13 protein-coding genes and 1 pseudogene are annotated in these 18,339 nt (G+C 60.4%); 4 read left to right on the forward strand and 10 right to left on the reverse strand.

Going from position 1 to position 18,339, the window contains the following annotated elements; genetic code table 11:
• Positions 1 to 369 precede the first annotated feature (369 nt).
• Together SOP85_RS04340 and hutC are read right to left on the reverse strand one after the other, a co-directional pair.
• Positions 370 to 939 carry a HutD/Ves family protein gene (locus SOP85_RS04340; RefSeq protein WP_323626185.1) on the reverse strand — a complete coding sequence of 190 codons (570 nt, stop codon included), beginning with the start codon at positions 937 to 939 and terminating at the stop codon, positions 370 to 372.
• The gene (hutC, locus tag SOP85_RS04345) at positions 936 to 1,646 is read right to left on the reverse strand and encodes a histidine utilization repressor (RefSeq protein WP_170948611.1); all 711 of its coding nucleotides are present in this window, start codon (positions 1,644 to 1,646) and stop codon (positions 936 to 938) included. Before hutC ends, SOP85_RS04340 begins: the two co-directional genes overlap by 4 nt.
• A gap of 146 nt (positions 1,647 to 1,792) precedes the next feature.
• Here hutC and SOP85_RS04350 point away from each other — a divergent pair, with 146 nt between their 5' ends.
• Positions 1,793 to 3,157 carry a formimidoylglutamate deiminase gene (locus SOP85_RS04350; RefSeq protein WP_323626187.1) on the forward strand — a complete coding sequence of 455 codons (1,365 nt, stop codon included), beginning with the start codon at positions 1,793 to 1,795 and terminating at the stop codon, positions 3,155 to 3,157.
• A 120-nt stretch (positions 3,158 to 3,277) separates the two neighbouring features.
• On the opposite strand, the gene SOP85_RS04355 is transcribed toward SOP85_RS04350, so the two are convergent.
• Positions 3,278 to 3,847, reverse strand: coding sequence for a lipocalin family protein (locus SOP85_RS04355; RefSeq protein ID WP_274075170.1), 570 nt, complete (start codon positions 3,845 to 3,847; stop codon positions 3,278 to 3,280).
• A 31-nt stretch (positions 3,848 to 3,878) separates the two neighbouring features.
• Positions 3,879 to 4,133, reverse strand: a complete 255-nt coding sequence (locus SOP85_RS04360) for a lipoprotein (protein ID WP_046815262.1) — start codon at positions 4,131 to 4,133, stop codon at positions 3,879 to 3,881.
• A 280-nt stretch (positions 4,134 to 4,413) separates the two neighbouring features.
• Between SOP85_RS04360 and SOP85_RS04365 the strand changes: the two genes are divergently transcribed.
• Positions 4,414 to 6,306: a methyl-accepting chemotaxis protein gene (locus SOP85_RS04365; RefSeq protein WP_323626189.1), complete on the forward strand. Its 1,893-nt coding sequence runs from the start codon at positions 4,414 to 4,416 to the stop codon at positions 6,304 to 6,306.
• 100 nt (positions 6,307 to 6,406) lie between these two features.
• Positions 6,407 to 6,583 (forward strand): annotated as a pseudogene (locus SOP85_RS04370) (type II toxin-antitoxin system RelE/ParE family toxin); the annotation flags it as partial.
• Between the two features lie 7 nt (positions 6,584 to 6,590).
• Here the strand turns inward: SOP85_RS04370 and SOP85_RS04375 are convergent.
• The 5 genes from SOP85_RS04375 to SOP85_RS04395 all read right to left on the reverse strand — a co-directional run bounded on the left by SOP85_RS04375 (position 6,591) and on the right by SOP85_RS04395 (position 15,627).
• Positions 6,591 to 7,193 (reverse strand): DUF924 family protein, encoded by a 603-nt coding sequence (locus tag SOP85_RS04375; RefSeq protein ID WP_323626191.1) that lies wholly within the window; start codon positions 7,191 to 7,193, stop codon positions 6,591 to 6,593.
• 3 nt (positions 7,194 to 7,196) lie between these two features.
• Positions 7,197 to 8,207, reverse strand: a complete 1,011-nt coding sequence (locus SOP85_RS04380; protein ID WP_015093094.1) for a class 1 fructose-bisphosphatase — start codon at positions 8,205 to 8,207, stop codon at positions 7,197 to 7,199.
• A 307-nt stretch (positions 8,208 to 8,514) separates the two neighbouring features.
• Positions 8,515 to 9,876: a DUF3999 domain-containing protein gene (locus tag SOP85_RS04385; RefSeq protein ID WP_323626192.1), complete on the reverse strand. Its 1,362-nt coding sequence runs from the start codon at positions 9,874 to 9,876 to the stop codon at positions 8,515 to 8,517.
• A complete protein-coding gene (locus SOP85_RS04390) occupies positions 9,873 to 13,034 on the reverse strand; it encodes a DUF2339 domain-containing protein (RefSeq protein ID WP_323626193.1) in 3,162 nt (1,053 codons plus the stop codon). The genes SOP85_RS04385 and SOP85_RS04390 overlap by 4 nt, the downstream gene beginning before the upstream one ends.
• A gap of 142 nt (positions 13,035 to 13,176) precedes the next feature.
• Positions 13,177 to 15,627 carry a glycogen/starch/alpha-glucan phosphorylase gene (locus SOP85_RS04395; protein ID WP_274075165.1) on the reverse strand — a complete coding sequence of 817 codons (2,451 nt, stop codon included), beginning with the start codon at positions 15,625 to 15,627 and terminating at the stop codon, positions 13,177 to 13,179.
• A gap of 256 nt (positions 15,628 to 15,883) precedes the next feature.
• On the opposite strand from SOP85_RS04395, the gene SOP85_RS04400 reads away from it, so the two are divergent.
• Positions 15,884 to 16,321: a YkgJ family cysteine cluster protein gene (locus SOP85_RS04400; protein ID WP_323606506.1), complete on the forward strand. Its 438-nt coding sequence runs from the start codon at positions 15,884 to 15,886 to the stop codon at positions 16,319 to 16,321.
• A 195-nt stretch (positions 16,322 to 16,516) separates the two neighbouring features.
• Here the strand turns inward: SOP85_RS04400 and typA are convergent, their stop codons facing one another.
• On the reverse strand, positions 16,517 to 18,337 hold the full coding sequence (typA, locus tag SOP85_RS04405) for a translational GTPase TypA (RefSeq protein WP_274075163.1): 1,821 nt from the start codon (positions 18,335 to 18,337) through the stop codon (positions 16,517 to 16,519).
• Positions 18,338 to 18,339: the final 2 nt, after the last annotated feature.

Here is an 18,339-nt window from a genome sequence, read left to right on the forward strand (position 1 = left end):
TCTTTACTTGTACATACAAGCATATGCAATCAAGCGGCCAACTTGTTGGATGAGCATTCAAGAAAAATTCTGAAAGGGCTGGAGAGCGCCTGGAATAAGGGTTCTGGCGTGGATGAAATTTTTCTGGGGGGATTTTTGTGGCGAGAGGATTTTGTTACTTAGGCGAGGTTTTGCGCCACGCTGGGGCGTTCGGTAACAAAGTGGTGCGCTGTGGGAAACGTAATCCGAGAGGGGAAACGACATCGCGAGCAAGCTCTCCCCCCTGTAGGAGCGAGCTTGCTCGCGATGGTCTTGAACGATAACGCGTAAAACCAGATGCTCCGCGGCGTCCTTGGGTTTTTCGCGAGCAAGCTCGCTCCTGCAAGGGGATCAGCGCGTTGTCAGTTCGATCACGCAGCAGGCGCTATTGCTGGATACTTCCAGCAGCCCGGCGTTACCGTCGAGCTGCAGACAATCATGCCGACCAAGCTGCGAGACGGTGTTACCGGTCTTCACTTCCAGCGCATCACTGACACTGAACACCAGCACAGTCCCAGCCTCGCTGAAAAACCGCTGCTCACCGCTCAACCACTGCAACCGCGCCGCGTAACGTTGCGGGGCATAAATGAGGTTGAAATCGCGAATTGGCCCACCCAGCAATGTGCAGGACACCTTGCTTTCACCACTGAAGGCAAACGGGTCCAGCGGTAACAGTGGCCGAGCGTCCTGGCCATCCACCGTCAGGGTCATGCCGTCACCCTGCAAAACGGTGATCACCCGCTCGTAACCGGCAAAGGTGGAAAACCCGCCCGAGTCCCCGATATCGGCAATCGACAAGCGCCAGCCGAACCCATCCAGGCCGGTACCGGCATCGCGGGTAATTTCTTCGGTGCTGCCGCCGCCGTTCTTCCACGGCATGCGCGGGTAATCTTCGGCGCGTAAAACTTTCAGATCATTCATTTGTGGAACCGACCTTCCAGACGATGACGGGAACCAGGGTGGATCAAGCGAGCGGCGGTCACCGGCTGACGACCAGACCAGGTGCGGCGACGGATCAGCAGGCACGGCTCGCCTTTTTCAATCTGCAGCAACTTGCATTCGGACGGCTCGGCCAGGATCGCCTCGACCACGTGCTCGCCTTCGGTCAGCGGCGCGACCTGGTTCAGGTAGGCGTAGGGCGTTTGCAGGGTGAAATCCTGCTTGAGGTACTCAGGCGCCACCAGCGCGTTGACGAAACGATCTTCGATTTGCACCGGAATGTCGTTTTCGAAATGCACGATCAGCGAGTGGAAAACCTTCTGGCCTTCGCGCATGTCCAGCGCCAGGGCGCGTTCGGAGCCCGCAGCTTCCTCTTCAAGGGTGATCACCTTGCAGGTGTGGCGATGGCCACGGGAGGCGATTTCGTCGGCGATGTTGTGCACTTCGAACAGGGCGGACTGGCTCTTCGGCTCGGCAACGAAGGTGCCGACACCCTGCATGCGCACCAACAGACCGTCGGCGGTCATTTCGCGCAAGGCGCGGTTGATGGTCATGCGGCTGAAACCCAGCTGGCTGACCAGCTCGCTTTCCGACGGAACGCGGTAGTGCGGCGGCCAGTTACCGCTGTCGATTTGCTGGGTGATCATCTGTTTGACGCGAGCGTACAGGGGCGCCGGACTGTCGCCCATGTTCGCGGCCAACGGAGAGACTGGAGGCGGAGTCGGCACGGTTAATCCTTGGTCGTTTGGTTGATGTCGCTAGCTTGCCGGAGTTTACCGGGCAGGCAAACGTCTGTATATGTATATACAAATAACACACGATGGGGTGCTGAACCATGTCCGCCTTCTTTGCCGAACGCGCGCTGCTGCCTAACGGATGGGCCAACAATGTACGTCTCGAGGTCAGCGCCGACGGCGTCTTGACCCATATCCAGGCCGATTCTCATGCAGATGACGCCGAACGGTTGAGCGGTCCGCTGCTGCCGGGCATGCCGAATCTGCACTCCCACGCGTTCCAGCGGGCCATGGCCGGGCTGGCGGAAGTGGCAGGCAATCCGAACGACAGCTTCTGGACCTGGCGCGACTTGATGTATCGCCTCGTCGGAAAAATCAGCCCGGAGCAATTGGGCGTCATTGCCCGCCAGCTGTACATCGAAATGCTCAAGGCCGGTTACACCTCGGTGGCGGAATTTCACTATGTGCATCACGACATCGATGGCCAGCCTTACGCAGATCCAGCCGAACTGGCCCTGCGGATCAGCCAGGCGGCCAGTTCTGCGGGTATCGGTTTGACCCTGCTTCCCGTGCTCTACAGCCACGCCGGTTTCGGCGGTCAAACGCCAAATGACGGCCAGCGCCGTTTTATCAACAGCACTGAAAACTACCTCAAACTGCAATCGCGCCTGCAACCGTTGCTGGCGCAGCAACCGGCTCAGTCCCTGGGTTTGTGTTTCCACTCATTGCGCGCGGTCACGCCACAACAGATCAGCGAAGTGCTGGCGGCCAGCGACAAGCAATGCCCGGTGCACATCCACATTGCCGAGCAGCAGAAAGAAGTCGACGACTGCCTGAGCTGGAGCGGCCGTCGTCCACTGCAATGGCTGTACGAAAACGTCGAAGTCGACCAGCGCTGGTGCCTGGTGCACGCCACCCACGCCAACCCGGAAGAGGTCACGTCGATGGCCAAGAGTCGCGCCATCGCCGGCCTGTGCCTGACCACCGAAGCCAACCTCGGCGACGGGATTTTCCCGGCAGTGGATTTTCTCGCCCAGGGCGGGCGCATGGGCATCGGTTCCGACAGCCATGTGTCATTGAGCGTGGTGGAAGAGTTGCGCTGGCTGGAATACGGTCAGCGCCTGCGTGATCAACGGCGCAACCGCCTGTATGGCGCGGACCAGCCGATGGTCGGCCGCACGCTGTTTGATGCGGCGCTGGACGGCGGCGCCCAGGCACTCGGGCAACCGATCGGCGCACTGGAAGTCGGCAAGCGTGCCGATTGGCTGGTGCTGGACGGCAACGATCCGTACCTGGCGACCGCCAGTGGCGACGGGATTCTCAATCGTTGGTTGTTTGCCGGTGGCGATCGCCAGGTGCGCGATGTGCTGGTCAATGGCCAGTGGGTCGTGCGTGACGGGCGGCATGCCGGGGAAGAGGAAAGCAATCGCGCCTTCACCCAGGTCCTGCGCGATCTCCTGAACTAACGCAAAACAAAATGTGGGAGCGGGCTTGCTCGCGAAAAGGGCGTGTCAGTCGATAGATTTGTTGACTGATACACCGCTTTCGCGAGCAAGCCCGCTCCCACATTGGTTAGGCGCTAGTGGTTAATTCGAGGTCTTCGCCATCTGCGTATCCGACGCCCGCCAGATCAGCCGCGTGGTGTCATAACCCTGCTGACGCGCCTTGCTCAGCAATTCTTCACGCACTACGCCATTGACGGTCGGGGTGCGCGACAACAGCCACAGGTAACGACGGCTCGGGTCGCCGACGATGGCGGTCTTGTAGTCATCGCTGACGTACAACACCCAGTATTGACCCTTCGCCACGCCCGGAATCAGCCTGGAAAACCAGGTATCGAACTCGACCCACAACTTGTCGCTCTTGCCTGGTACTTGCGGGTACGCCGTGCCCTTGACCTCTTCCCATTGCCACTGCGCCGTCAGGCAGCGATTCAACACCGCGACGTTACCGTCAGGCTTGAGCGTGTAATGGGCTTCGGATTGCGCGCAATCGCGCTGGAAGTACATCGGCATTCGCGCCAGCTCGTACCAGGTACCCTGGTAGCGCTTGAGATTGACGCTGTTGACGGTCTTGGGCGCCAACGGATCCTGGCCAGAGCTGGCACAGCCGGCCAACACCAGGCCGGCAAAAAGCATGATCAATAACCGCTTCATTGTTTTTCTCCCGTGGGCGCGTGGCCCCGGTTTACTTCAGGCCTTGGCCGGAAAACATCAACACTTTGTCACCGGCGAACTGCACGCTGATAAAGCTATTCTTGTCGCCCCATGTGCAACTGGACATGCCGAGCGCGCCTGAGCAATCGGCGGGTTTGCCCAACAGGGACTCAACCTCGGCCTTGGCCATTCCTGACGACAGCTTCGAGTAGTTTTCCTGGTTGACCTTGCTGCACGCAGCCAGCAACACGCAAAACGACAGCAGGGCGATGGATCGCAGCGACATGTAAAACTCCACGGACGAAGGGATTGGCATGACTGCCAAGCTGAACCTTAGAAGAGAAAACCCCTGTCTGGTTCCCTGCCCGACGGGCTATTTGTCAGGCCACTCGTCTACCTTTGCGCGAATTATCAGCCGCTTCGTATGGCTGTCGGGTATTTCGTCGTTTTTTGCTCAAAGTGCCTAATCTTTGGCGCCGCTCAGTCGACATACAAGCAACGCAAAGCCACGTCCGTGGCCTTTGCCCCCCCTTTTGTCGACCCGATCTCCTGCGGTAGCCCATCCCATGACCAGAAACATGAAATTCAGCCACAAGATCCTGTTGGCTGCCGCCCTCGTGGTGGCCGTCGCATTCGCTTGTTTCATCCTGTTCAACGACTATCGCCAGCGCCAGACCTTGCGTAGCAGCACCGAAGCTTCGATGCAGGAACTGGGCAGCCTGACCACCAGCAACATCCAGACCTGGCTGGAAAGCCGCATGCAGTTGCTGCAATCAATGGCCCAGCAGGTCAGCGCCGACGGCAATGCCCCCGCCAGCCTGAAACGGGTCATCGACCTGCCCGCCTACACCGGCAACTTCCAGCTGAGTTACTTCGGTGGCACCGATGGCGTGATGTTCTCCGTCCCTGCGGGCAATCGCGCGTCAGACTACGACCCGCGCACCCGCGGCTGGTACAAAGCGGCCAACACCGCGCAACAGACTATCGTCACTGAACCCTACATCGCCGCCTCCTCCGGCAAACTGGTGATCACGGTGGCAACGCCGGTCCAGCGCCAGGGCCAGATGATTGGCGTTGCTGGCGCCGACATCGACCTGTCCAGCGTCAGTGCAATCATCAACTCGCTGAACTTCGGCGGCCACGGCCATGCCTTCATCGTGGGCGCCGACGGCAAGATCCTGATTCACCCGGACAGCAAATGGGTGCTCAAGAACCTGAGCGATGCTTACCCCAACGGTGCGCCGAAAGTCAGCCCGGGCATGAAAGAAGTCGAGATCGACGGCAAAAGCCAGTTCATCTCCTTCACCCACGTCAACGGTGTGCCGTCGGCAGACTGGTACGTGGCACTGGTGCTGGATCAGGACACCGCGTTCTCGATGCTGAGCGAATTCCGCACCTCGGCGATCATCGCCATGGTGATTGCAGTGCTGATCATCATCACCTTGCTGGGCATGCTGATCAGCTTCCTGATGCAGCCGCTGCTGACCATGGGCCGTGCCATGCACGACATCGCCGAAGGCGAAGGCGACCTGACCAAACGCCTGGCCATCCATGGCCATGACGAATTCGGCGCACTGGGGCTGTCGTTCAACCGTTTCGTCGAACGCATCCACACCTCGATCAGCGAAGTGTCTTCGGCCACGGGCCAAGTCAACGAAGTGGCCCTGCGCGTTGTCGCCGCCTCCAACTCGTCGATGTTCAACTCCGACCAGCAAGCCTCGCGCACCAGTAGTGTGGCTGCGGCGATCAACGAGCTCGGTGCCGCCGCCCAGGAAATCGCCCAGAACGCCGCCCTCGCCTCGCAGCATTCGAGCGATGCGCGCGCGTTGGCCGAAGAGGGTCAGCAGGTTGTGGATAAAACCATTTCGGCCATGCACCAGCTGTCGGCCAAGATCAGCGACTCGTGCGGCAACATCGAGACGCTCAACAGCAACACCGTCAACATCGGGCAGATTCTGGAAGTAATCACCAGCATCTCCCAGCAGACCAACCTGCTGGCGCTCAATGCGGCGATCGAAGCCGCTCGTGCCGGTGAGGCCGGACGTGGATTTGCGGTAGTTGCCGACGAAGTGCGCAACCTCGCCCACCGCACCCAGGACTCGGCACAGCAAGTGCAGAAGATGATCGAGGAACTGCAAGTCGGCGCCCGGGAAGCGGTCATCATCATGACCGACAGCCAGCGCCAGAGCGAAAGCAGCGTCGGTATCGCCAACCAGGCTGGCGAGCGCCTGGGCAGCGTGACCCAGCGCATCGGCGAGATCGATGGCATGAACCAATCCGTGGCAACGGCGACGGAAGAGCAGACGGCCGTGGTGGAGTCGATCAACGTCGACATTACCGAGATCAATACGCTGAACCAGGAAGGCGTGGAGAACCTGCAGTCGACCTTGCGCGCGTGTGCCGATCTTGAGCAGCAGGCGGCCCGGTTAAAGCAGTTGGTAGGTAGTTTCAGGATCTAAGTCGCAATTTCCGGCCCCTTCGCTGGCAAGCCAGCTCCTACAGTGATCGGCGGTGCGACAAAGATCCCTGTAGGAGCTGGCTTGCCAGCGAAGGCAACAGTCGATACCGGAAGAAATCGAGAAGCTGAATCTCAGCCAGTATTGACAGATCCTCTCAGGAATGAAAAGAGTCATTTATGAGGTTCGCGAACAGACAGTCTTCGTCCATATCATTGCCGATAGGCGAAAAAGTCTGTCAGCATTACTGATGAAGCGGCTGCTTCAAGACAATCCGTAGGCAGCGTTTAGAAGCGCGACCCGGGTTTCGAAAGAAACACCAATTCCTCAGCCGTACTCTCGCGCCCCAACACCGCATTGCGATGGGGAAACCGTCCAAACTGCGCAATCACCTTCTGATGCCGCTCGGCAAAATCCAGGTAATCGGCAAACAAGGCCCGATCAGTCTCCGGCTGCTGCGCCACCAGGTCGATGTAGCGCGAGACGCCTTCGTTCTGCACCGCGAGGTTCTCGCTGTGTTCGAACACCAGGTAGATGAACACTCGCTGAATGGGTGTTAACTGCCGATCAAAATCCGCGGCAATGCCTTGGGCGACCAGTTTCTGGGCCCGCAGGTCACCGGAAAAGGCTTTGGGAGAGTCGCGAAAGATCATGCGCGGGAGTTGATCGAGCAACAGCACCAGTGCCAGCCAACCTTCAGGACGTTGCATCCACTCGGTCAATCCGCCGGTCAGTGCCTGCTCGACCTGGGCCCCGAAACGCTCACGCGCCTCGAGGTCCTGGCTGTCACGCTTGCCGAACCACAACTTGCCCTTGTCAGCCGCGATTGCCCTGGCTGTTTCGGCTGAACCGAACCACCAATCGAGCAACGGCTGCCAGGGCGCGCCCATGGTTTATTCCTTGTGGTAGGCCGTCACGCGTGCGACTTCTTCTTTCGAGCCAAGGAACACCGCTACGCGCTGGTGCAGGCCTTCAGGCTGGATGTCGAGAATGCGCTGGTGGCCGTCGGTGGACGCGCCGCCCGCTTGTTCCACCAGGAACGACATCGGGTTGGCCTCGTACATCAGGCGCAGTTTGCCCGGCTTGGAGGGCTCGCGGCTGTCGCGTGGGTACATGAACAGACCGCCACGGGTCAGGATGCGGTGCACGTCCGCAACCATCGCGGCGACCCAGCGCATGTTGTAGTTCTTTTTCAGCGGGCCTTCATCGCCTGCCAGCAATTCGCCGACATAGCGCTGTACCGGGGCTTCCCAGTGACGCTGGTTGGAGGCGTTGATGGCGAATTCCTGGGTGGCTTCAGGAATGGTGATGTTCTCGTGGGTCAGGACGAAACTGCCCATTTCACGGTCCAGGGTGAAACCTTTCACGCCGTCGCCCAGGGTCAGGATCAACATGGTCTGTGGACCGTAGATCGCGTAACCGGCGGCCACTTGCTGGGTGCCTGGCTGCAGGAAAGCCTTTTCATTCAAGGGCTCGTTCTGGCTCAGGTATTCGTTCGGGCAACGCAGTACCGAGAAGATGGTGCCGACCGGGGCGTTGATGTCGATATTCGACGAACCGTCCAGCGGGTCGAATACCAGCAGGTAGGCGCCTTTCGGGTATTTGCCCGGGATCTGGTAGGCATTGTCCATTTCTTCGGACGCCATGCCGGCCAGGTGACCGCCCCATTCGTTGGCTTCGAGCAGGATCTCGTTAGAGATCACGTCGAGCTTCTTCTGCACTTCGCCCTGGACGTTTTCGGTGCCCATGCTGCCCAGAACGCCACCCAGGGCGCCTTTGGATACGGCGTGGTTGATCTCCTTGCAGGCACGCGCCACCACTTCGATCAGGAAGCGCAGATCGGCAGGAGTGTTGTTGCTGCGGGTCTGCTCAATCAAATAGCGACTCAAGGTAACGCGGGACATGGAAGGCTCCGGTGGAATGGGGGACTAAAAACCCGCGCAGTTTAACGCGAGTCGGGGCGCATTTCCTCCTATCAGACGTGATCGACCGAAGAGAGTTCATGCGCGGGGTTCAGCGTAGTAGGAAATGGGATGAATGTGAGCCTTTGATGGGTCACAGGTTTCGCTATTTTTTGGCTGCCGGCAGACCGCATTCGCGAGCAAGCCCGCTCCCACATTTGATCTGTAGCGCACACATAATCCATGTCATGAAGCAGATCCCGTGTGGGAGCGGGCTTGCTCGCGAACTGGCGCGCAGCGCCAGCCATTCTCAGGGATTGGCGGGCGGCTTGCGCAGCAGACTGAAGGCCATCGTCGCCAGAAACAAAACACTGAGCAGCAGCACCGCCCACAGGCCGAATTTCTTCCAGTCGGAGCCCGTCGATACCGGCCCTGTAGACACCGGGGTAACCGACACCCCGCCATCCACCGACGCCCGGCCCAACGTCGCCAGCTTTGCCGGGCTGTAATCGGGGATCAACGTCGACAACGGCAGACTCGCCGCCTTCACCGTCGCATTGCCCAGCACCAGCGTATAGGGCCCAGGTCCGCGCGCCAGAAACACCAATTGCGTCGCGCGCACGGCGAACTTCACCGTTGGCGCCTGCGCGCCGAGGCCACCGCCGCGCTCGTCCACCGTCAGTTTCAACAGCTGCACGGCCTGCCCCGGCAACTGCAATTCGTTTTGCACCACGTCCTCGCCACTCTGGTTCAGGCGATAAAGCAGGCCACTGCTCAACGGTTGCCACGGCAAGGTGCTGTCGCGACGCCCGGAAAGGATGACCGGCGCCAGGCTGTTGGGTTGGCTCAGTTCGATCTGCAAACGCTCGACGTTCAGCACCCTCGGCAGTTGCCAGGTGTATTCGCCCGCTTTCACGCTGCTGCCGGCCAACGCGTATGACCAGACCAACGGCAGCGGCAAGTTGCGCACACTTTGCAGTTGCGCCGATGTCAGTATCGGCGCCGATTGCGGCATATCCCACAGCAAACGCAGATAGCGTGCCGACTGCCCCGGGAGGCTGACCTCATGCTGCTCGACCCGCTCATCGGCAAACGTCAATCGCGCCAGTTGCCCCTCGCCCCACGACTGCCAATGCTGCAAATCGTCGCTGGCTTCGATGCTGAACCGCTGGAAGCCATCACGCTCACTGGTCCAGTCGAGAATCAGCTGCTGCAACGGGGCCTTGATGGCGCTGGCGTCCAGAAGCCAGCCACGCAAAGCTTCTTCGCCCACCTCCAGCTCAGTGGAGGGCTGCACCTGGACCAAAGTGCCATTGGCGCTCGATTGCACCTTAACGCTCGGGGCATGCCCGGTGGCGTCCGCCGAGTCGTACAGCGGGAACCATTTGACGTCGGTCAGCATGGGATCGTCGTCAGCTTGCGCGGTTGCCCGTGACAGGGCATAGGCTTGCGGTTCGCCAGCGGCGTTGAACACGCGCACATCACTGAGGTCGGTCTGCCGAGCGCTCAGTTGCACGGCCAGGGGCAGCTCAAGGCGATACCATGGACCTTCACCACTCACGGACAACGGCACTTGCGTGGCGAAGTCCGCCGGTGTTTCCTGAGCAGTAGCCGTCAGTACCACGCCCATTGCAACGACGCCCAACCAGACCAGGCTCAACTTCTGACTCAAGACGACACTCCTTCGGTTTGCGGTGCCGGTTTCTCGGTGTCCGCCACGGTTTCGACGCGCCTGGGCGGCAACGGGGCGAAATAGCCCACCACCAGTAGCAACACGCCAACGCCGATAAACGACACGATCCGCGCCAGCCCGCCACGGTTGCTCAATTCCACAAAGAACAGTTTCGCCACCACCACGCCGATCAGTGCCGCACCGATCAACCAGACTTCACGGCGATGACGCAAATGGCCGCCGATCATCAAACCCAGCGCCATCAGGGTCCAGACGATGGACAGGCCGGCCTGGACCAACATGGACTCGAGCAACGCGTCGAGCTCAAATGGCACACCGCCCCAATGGTGCGCCGCGCGCATCACCAGTGCGGTGAAAAATGCGAACAGGGACACGCCAGTGACCACTTGCATGGCGTATGCGGCGTAGGCCTTGGGAATCGCCAGTTGCGTCAAGGCGCTACGCGACCACACGTAAACGCCGAACAGTGCGAACAACAAACCCAACTCCAGAGGGTTGATCAGCGGCACGTAAGGCAGCGGCTCGGCGGTGCCGTCACTGACGCTGTTAGCCAGCCAGAACCAGCCGAGCATCAACAGTGCCAACGGTGCAGCGGCATACACGCGGTACTCGCGCGGATAAGCCGATAACGGCCAAGGCCAGGCACGCGGGGACGCCATCAACAACAGATACAAGCCCGGCAGAATCGCCCAACCCAACCAGCGCCAGGCGTTGTACTGCTCGGACAACAGCAGCAGGCCGTAACGCAACTCCAGGGCCAGCACACCGATCAGCAACCAGCAACCGACTACATGCGCGGCACCCAGCGCGAGCGCCGGCAGCATCGGCGCCAGGCGCCGCAGGGAAATGAAATGCACCACGAACACCGTCGGCCACACCAGCCAACCGAAATGGGCCGCCGGGTGATACCGCGAGTGCCAGGCCGCCAGCAACACCAGCGCGGCAGCGGGCATCAGCAAGGTGCAGAGCAGCCCGAGCGACGGCCATTTCAGGCGCAATGCCAACACCGCCCACAACGCAACACTCGTGGCCGCGACAGCCAGCAGTAATGTCGCTTGCAGCGGCAAGGGTGCAAAGCGCAGTACTTCGCTGAGCCACGCCAGCGCCCACCAACCCGCGCCCCACGCTAGCCCGACCTGGGACAAACGCTGCACGTTCAATCCATCTGGCGCCTTGGTGGAGTTACCGAGCTGTAATCGCCAGGCCCCGACCAACGCAGACAGCCCCAACACCAGCGGCGCCCAGAATCCGCCATGGGCCAACGGCCGCAGCTCATCACTAAGAGGTGGCCCGGCCAACAGGAATAACCCACCTGCCAGCAGCTGTACGGCAACCGCGGTGAACAGGAACGTGCGTGATGGCAGGCGCAGGCCGACCCACAACGTCACCAATCCGGCCAATGCCCAACTGATCGTCGTGCCATGACTGAAGAAGAACAGCGGCGCCAGCAGATACAGGAACGTCAGGCCGAGACAGGCGAGCACCGGCAAGCCCTTGCGCTCCCACGCCTGCGTTTGCTCGGGCGACGCTTTGCGCAACTGGTAGAAACTGAACAGCAGCGCGCCGCCGAGCAACAACGCGCCCAAAGGCACGCCGCTGATCAGACTGGTTTCTGCGCGACCCAACTCGCTTAGAAATGCCAGCGCCGCACCCAGTTGCAGCAGCAAGGCAAAGGCCCGGGCCACTGGCCGTTGCTGACGCAGGCCGAGCCAGCAGATGCCCGCGCCTTCCACCGCCCACGCGGCTGTGGTCCAGCGCGCATCGAGCCCCAACGGAATCGCCAGGCTGGTGAAAATCACGCCCAGGGCCAGACAGGTTTCCCCCAGCAGCAACGCTCGACCAGGCATCAGCAGTCGTGCCAGGCCCATATAGATCATGCCCAAGGCCAAGGCGCTGAACGCGGCGGCGAATTCCAGATGCTGAACCAGGGCGAACTGCAGCCCAAAGCCCACCAACGGCGGACCGAACAGCAGTGTGCCGTCGACGTAGTCACCCTTGCGTGCGGACCAGAGCAACAGCGCTTCACGGCCGTCATCCTCGGGCGCGTCGCTCATTTGCAGCAGTTTTCGCCGGGTGAACAACAAGCCGATGGCCAGGTACATCACGAAGAACAGAATCAGGAACGGCTCGGTGCTCCACAGCAACTCTGGCGTATAAGAGCGCAAGCCCCAGGCGACCCCGATACTGAAGGTGCCGGTGAAGCCGATGACATTCAGCAAGCGCCAGGCCTTGAACCAGGCGATGACGAGGATGCCGGCGTTGAGCAAGGCGAAATAGCTGAACAGCGCGACGTGGCTACCGGCACCCGTGGACACCAGCAGGGGCGCGGCGAATCCACCCAGCGCCGCGGCGGCAGCCAGGCCCAGGGCATCCTGGGTAATGGCGAGAATCGCCGAAAACACCGTCACCGCCACCAACAGGCCGAACGCTGCCGAGGGGTCGAGCAACGGATGCAGGCGCATGGCGGCAAATACTGTCAGGTACAGCACGGCGATGCCGGCGCCTTGCAGCACCAGGGCGTAAGCGCTGTTACGCGTTCGCAGCCACCAGCCGAGGCCGAGCAGGCCCAAGGCAGCCGCCGCCACACCGGCATAACGCAACTCAATCGGTACCACGATGCCCTCGGTGGCGTAGCGCAGCAGGAAGGCCAGGCCGAGGAACAACAGCAGCACGCCGACCCGCAGCACGGTATTGCCGCCCAACAGCCACGCACGTGTAGCGTTGATGGCGCGCTCGATGAGGTTGGGTTCAGAGGGCTTGGCGGGCGCTGATTTCCAGGCGTCGAAGGGCTGCGCTGTCGCGACCGGTTCAAGGTCAGGCGGCAGCTCCCAGATCAGCTCCGGGGTTTCGGCGGGGGCTTGAGCGACAACAATGTCGGGAGCTGGAACGGCTGCGCTGGATTCAGGCGCCTTGACCCCAGTGGATTCCAGCATGGCCAAGCGTTGCTCGACCGCCTGCAGTGCAAGTTGCGCCTGCTCAAACAGACGGCGTTGCTCGTTGGCCTGAGATCCCAGCCTGCCGATGTGAACGGCCTGGCCGATACCCAGCCCGAGCAGCGCGCCCAGCAACGCATCGCTGAACGACTCGTCGAGTATCCAGCCGAGCACCAGGCCCACAAGCATGAACATCCATTGCATGGTCGATATCCCTAAGCGCAATCCAGGAAGATTAGCGCAGCCAGCTCCAAAAAAGATCGCAGCCCCCGGCAACCCCTAGCTGTAGGAGCTGCCGAAGGCTGCGATCTTTTGCAGCCGTCAGTATATCGAACCGCTGGCAGCGTTACTCCAAGGCCTTCCAGATTTCCGTGGCGTACTCGCGAATCGTCCGGTCGGACGAAAACCAGCCCATGCGCGAGGTGTTCAACACCGCCGAGCGCCACCATTCCTGGGAATCGTGCCAAAGGGCTTCGACGCGCATTTGCGCATTCCAGTAGGAATCGAAATCGGCACAGACCAGGAAGCGGTCATACTCAACCAGCGAATCGATCAACCCGGTGTAACGGGACAGATCGTCCGGCGAGAACACCCCGCCGCGAATGGCTTGCAGCACATCGTTGAGTCGATGGGACCCGGCAATGTCCGGCACCGCGCTGAATTCGTGGTTCTGCTTGCGCGCTTCAACCTGCTGGGCGCTGAGACCAAAGATGAACATGTTCTCGACGCCGATACGCTCGGACATCTCCACGTTGGCACCGTCCAGCGTGCCGATGGTCAATGCACCGTTGAGGCCGAATTTCATGTTGCTGGTGCCCGAGGCCTCAAAGCCGGCGGTAGATATCTGCTCGGACAGGTCAGCGGCCGGAATGATGCTCTCCGCCAGGCTGACGTTGTAGTTGGGCAGGAACACGACCTTGAGCAACCCGCGTACGGTCGGGTCGTTGTTCACCACCCGGGCGATGTCGTTGGTCAGCTTGATGATCAGCTTGGCCTGGTGATAACTGGCCGCCGCTTTACCGGCGAAGATCTTCACCCGCGGTACCCAGTCGATTTCCGGTTCCGCACGGATCGCCTGGTACAACGCCACGGTGTGCATCAGGTTGAGCAGCTGGCGCTTGTATTCGTGGATCCGCTTGACCTGCACGTCGAACATCGCCGCCGGGTTGACCGCCACCCCCAAGCGTTCATGAATCAGGTAGGCCAGGGCCTTTTTGCTGTGCAAGCGCTGTTCGGCAAACGCCTTGCGGAACGCCGGCTTGTCGGCGAACGGCTGCAGCTCGAGCAAGCGCTCCTCGGGATTGTCCAGCAGGTCCGGGCCGAGGGCATCGACCAGCATCGAGGTCAGTTCCGGGTTGGCCTGGTACAGCCAGCGGCGGAACGTGATGCCGTTGGTCTTGTTGTTGATCCGCTGCGGATAGAGCTTGTGCAGCTCGGAGAACACCGTCTTGCGCATCAGTTGCGTGTGCAAGGCCGATACGCCGTTGACACTGTGGGAGCCGAGGAACGCCAGGTTGCCCATGCGCACGCGGCGGCCATTGTCTTCCTCGATCAGACTCACCGCGCGCAGCACGTCGAAATCGTGGATGCCCTTGGCCCGCAACGAGTCGATATGCTGGGCGTTGATCAGGTAAATGATCTGCATGTGCCGTGGCAGCATGCGCTCCATCAAACCCACCGGCCAGGTTTCCAGCGCTTCGGGCAGCAAGGTGTGGTTGGTGTAGGACAGCGTGTCGACCGTGACCTGCCACGCCGCATCCCATGCCACGTCGTAGACATCGACCAATTGGCGCATCAACTCGGCCACGGCGATCGAGGGGTGGGTGTCGTTGAGCTGGATCGCCGCGTGATCGCCCAGGGTCAGCACCGAGGTGTGCATGTTGCGATGGCGACGCAGCAAATCCTGCAGGGATGCGGCGACGAAGAAGTATTCCTGGCGCAACCGCAGTTCCTGCCCGGCCTCGGTGCTGTCCGCCGGGTAGAGTACCCGCGAGATACTTTCGGCCCGGGCCACTTCGGCCACCGCACCCAGGTGGTCACCGGCATTGAAGCGTTCCAGGTGCAAATCCTCCATGGCCCGTGCACGCCACAGCCGCAACGTGTTCACGCTCGCCCCGCGCCAACCGACCACCGGCGTGTCATAGGCAATGGCTCGCACGGTTTCCGCCGGGTGCCAGACCTGCTTGGACTTGCCGGCTTCATCGGTCACGGTCTCGACACCGCCGCCAAAGCCGATCGTGTAAACCACTTCCGGCCGCTCGAACTCCCAGGGGTTGCCGAAATCCAGCCAGTGTTCGGTCTGCTCCTGTTGCCAGCCGTCGACGACGGCCTGACGGAACAAGCCGTGTTCGTAACGAATGCCGTAACCGTGACCGGCGATGCCCAGGGTCGACATGCTTTCCATGAAGCACGCTGCCAGTCGCCCGAGGCCACCGTTACCCAAAGCCGCATCGGGCTCCAGCAAGCGAATGCGTTCAAGGTCGACGCCGAGTTCGGTCAGGGCTTCACGCGCCACGTCGAGCAGGCCGAGATTGCTCAGGCTGTCGTAGAGCAGTCGGCCGATGAGGAATTCCAGGGAGAGGTAATAAACCCGCTTCTGTCCTTTGCGGTAGATCTGCCGAGTGTGGTCCATCCAGTGCTCGACCATGTGATCACGCGCTGCCAGGGCAATGGCTTCGAACCAGTCATGGTCGAAGGCGTGATCCGGGTCTTTGCCCACCGCGTAGGTGAGTTTGGTCAAGACGGCGTCGCGGAATGCGGCCACCTCTGCTTCGCGAACAAGTGGTTCTTGAGTCATCGATAGGACCTCGAGCGAGCTTGGAATTGTCTGAGACTAGACGGTCTGACAGACGGTATAGACTCTGGTTCGGCAGTTTTTCCTGTTAATGCGCGTCAAGCCGGCAATACATTGTCATGTGCCTGAATCAATGCAGGGGCCGTGCCGGATTAACGGTGCAACTGGATGCTCGCGAAAAAAACTGGCGAAAGGTTGTTCAAAAATCCACCAGTCCCGGTATGATCGCGCGCCCTGATGCACACGCTGGTAACAACCGATGATGAAGCCCAACCTGATCGCCGCCGCGGAGATCGACCGACTCGATACCTGGGCCAAGTACTCTGCCCCGATGTGCGGCTCGTGCATGTCCAGCTGCTGCACCCTGCCCGTCGAGGTCAAGATCAAGGATCTGATCCGCATCGGCGTGGTCGATGAGTTCGAGCTGGGTGATCCACCGAAGAACATCGCCAAACGCCTGCAAAAGGAAGGTCTGGTCGAGCGCTTCAATCAGAAGTCAGGAATCTTCACCCTCCAGCGCATGAGCAACAACGATTGCCTGTACCTGGATCGTAAGAGTCGTCTGTGCACTATTTATGATAAGCGCCCGGATACTTGCCGTAACCACCCGAAAATCGGCCCGCGGCCGGGGTATTGCGCTTACAAGCCGAAAGAAGTGGTGCGTGAAACCAGTTCGCGGTCGATTGAGCGGTTCTGATCATCTCTGATTTTGGCGGTGGCTGATCGGCCGCCTTCGCTGGCAAGCCAGCTCCTACAAAGCGTACGACACGAAACCCTGTAGGAGCTGGCTTGCCAGCGAAGGGGTCAGCACAAACACCCCCTAAATTGCAGACAAATAAAAACGCCCCCGATCTCTCGACCGGGGGCGTTTTCGTTCAGCCGGGGCTAAATCTTATGCCTTGGCTTTCTTGGCAGCGCGGGTACGCTCGCTTTCGTCCAGGATCTTCTTGCGAAGACGGATGGACTTAGGCGTTACTTCGCACAGCTCGTCTTCCTGGATGTATTCCAGAGCCTGTTCCAGGGTGAAGCGAACAGGTGGAACCAGAGCGATGGTTTCGTCTTTACCCGAAGCACGCATGTTGTCGAGCTTCTTGCCTTTGGTTGGGTTTACACCCAGGTCGTTGTCGCGGCTGTTCTGACCAACGATTTGACCGTTGTAGATCTCCTGGCCGTGTTCTACGAACAGCTTGCCACGAGCCTGCAGGGTTTCCAGCGAGTAGGTCAGTGCCTTGCCGGTTTCAACCGAAACCAGAACGCCGTTCTGACGGCCGGACATGTGGCCCGACTTGACGGTGTCGTAGCGATCGAAGATCGAGGTCAGGATGCCGGCACCGTTGGTCAGGGTCAGGAACTGGTTACGGAAACCGATCAGACCACGAGCAGGGATGTTGTATTCCAGGCGAACACGGCCTTTGCCATCCGGCACCATGTTGCTCAGGTCACCCTTACGCAGACCCATCTCTTCCATGACCTTGCCCTGGGATTCTTCAGGGATGTCGATGGTCACGTTTTCGAACGGTTCCTGCTTCACGCCGTCGACTTCACGGATGATCACTTCCGGACGGCCCAGGGCCAGCTCGAAGCCTTCGCGACGCATGGTTTCGATCAGTACCGAGAGGTGCAGCTCACCACGGCCGGAAACCTTGAACTTGTCAGCGGTGTCGCCTTCTTCAACTTTCAGGGCAACGTTGTACAGCAGCTCTTTGTCCAGACGATCCTTGATGTTACGGGAAGTCACGAACTTGCCTTCTTTACCGCAGAATGGCGAGTCGTTTACCTGGAAGGTCATGGAAACGGTTGGCTCGTCAACGGTCAGAGGCTTCATCGCTTCTGGGGTGTCCAGCTGGCACAGGGTGTCGGAGATGAACAACTCGTCCATGCCGCTGATGCACACGATGTCGCCGGCAGCCGCTTCTTCAACGTCGATACGGTGCAAACCGTGGTGACCCATCAGCTTCAGGATGCGACCGTTACGCTTCTTGCCGTCGGCGCTGATAGCGACAACCGGGGTGTTCGGCTTGACGCGACCACGAGCGATACGGCCAACACCGATAACACCCAGGAAGCTGTTGTAGTCCAGTGCGGAGATCTGCATCTGGAACGGACCGTCACGGTCGACTTTCGGCGGCGGAACGTGGTCGACGACCGCTTGGTACAGCGGGGTCATGTCTTCAGCCATTGCGGTGTGGTCCAGACCGGCAATACCGTTCAGGGCCGATGCGTAGACGACTTGGAAGTCAAGCTGTTCTTCGGTGGCACCCAGGTTGTCGAACAGGTCGAAGATCTGGTCCAGAACCCAGTCCGGACGCGCGCCTGGACGGTCAACCTTGTTGATGACCACGATTGGACGCAGGCCGGCTTCGAAAGCCTTCTTGGTCACGAAACGGGTTTGCGGCATAGGGCCGTCTTGAGCGTCAACCAGCAGCAGAACGGAGTCGACCATCGACATTACGCGTTCAACTTCGCCGCCGAAGTCGGCGTGGCCCGGGGTGTCCACGATGTTGATGTGGTAGCCGTTCCAGTTGATGGCGGTGTTTTTCGCCAGAATGGTAATACCGCGCTCTTTTTCCTGGTCGTTGGAGTCCATCACGCGCTCGTCGTTGAGCTCGTTGCGCTCCAGGGTGCCGGATTGACGCAGGAGTTTGTCTACCAGGGTGGTTTTACCATGGTCAACGTGAGCAATGATGGCGATGTTGCGTAGATTTTCGATCACTT

The organism is Pseudomonas sp. YuFO20 (assembly GCF_035064975.1).
Taxonomy (GTDB): Bacteria; Pseudomonadota; Gammaproteobacteria; order Pseudomonadales; family Pseudomonadaceae; genus Aquipseudomonas; species Aquipseudomonas putida_AE.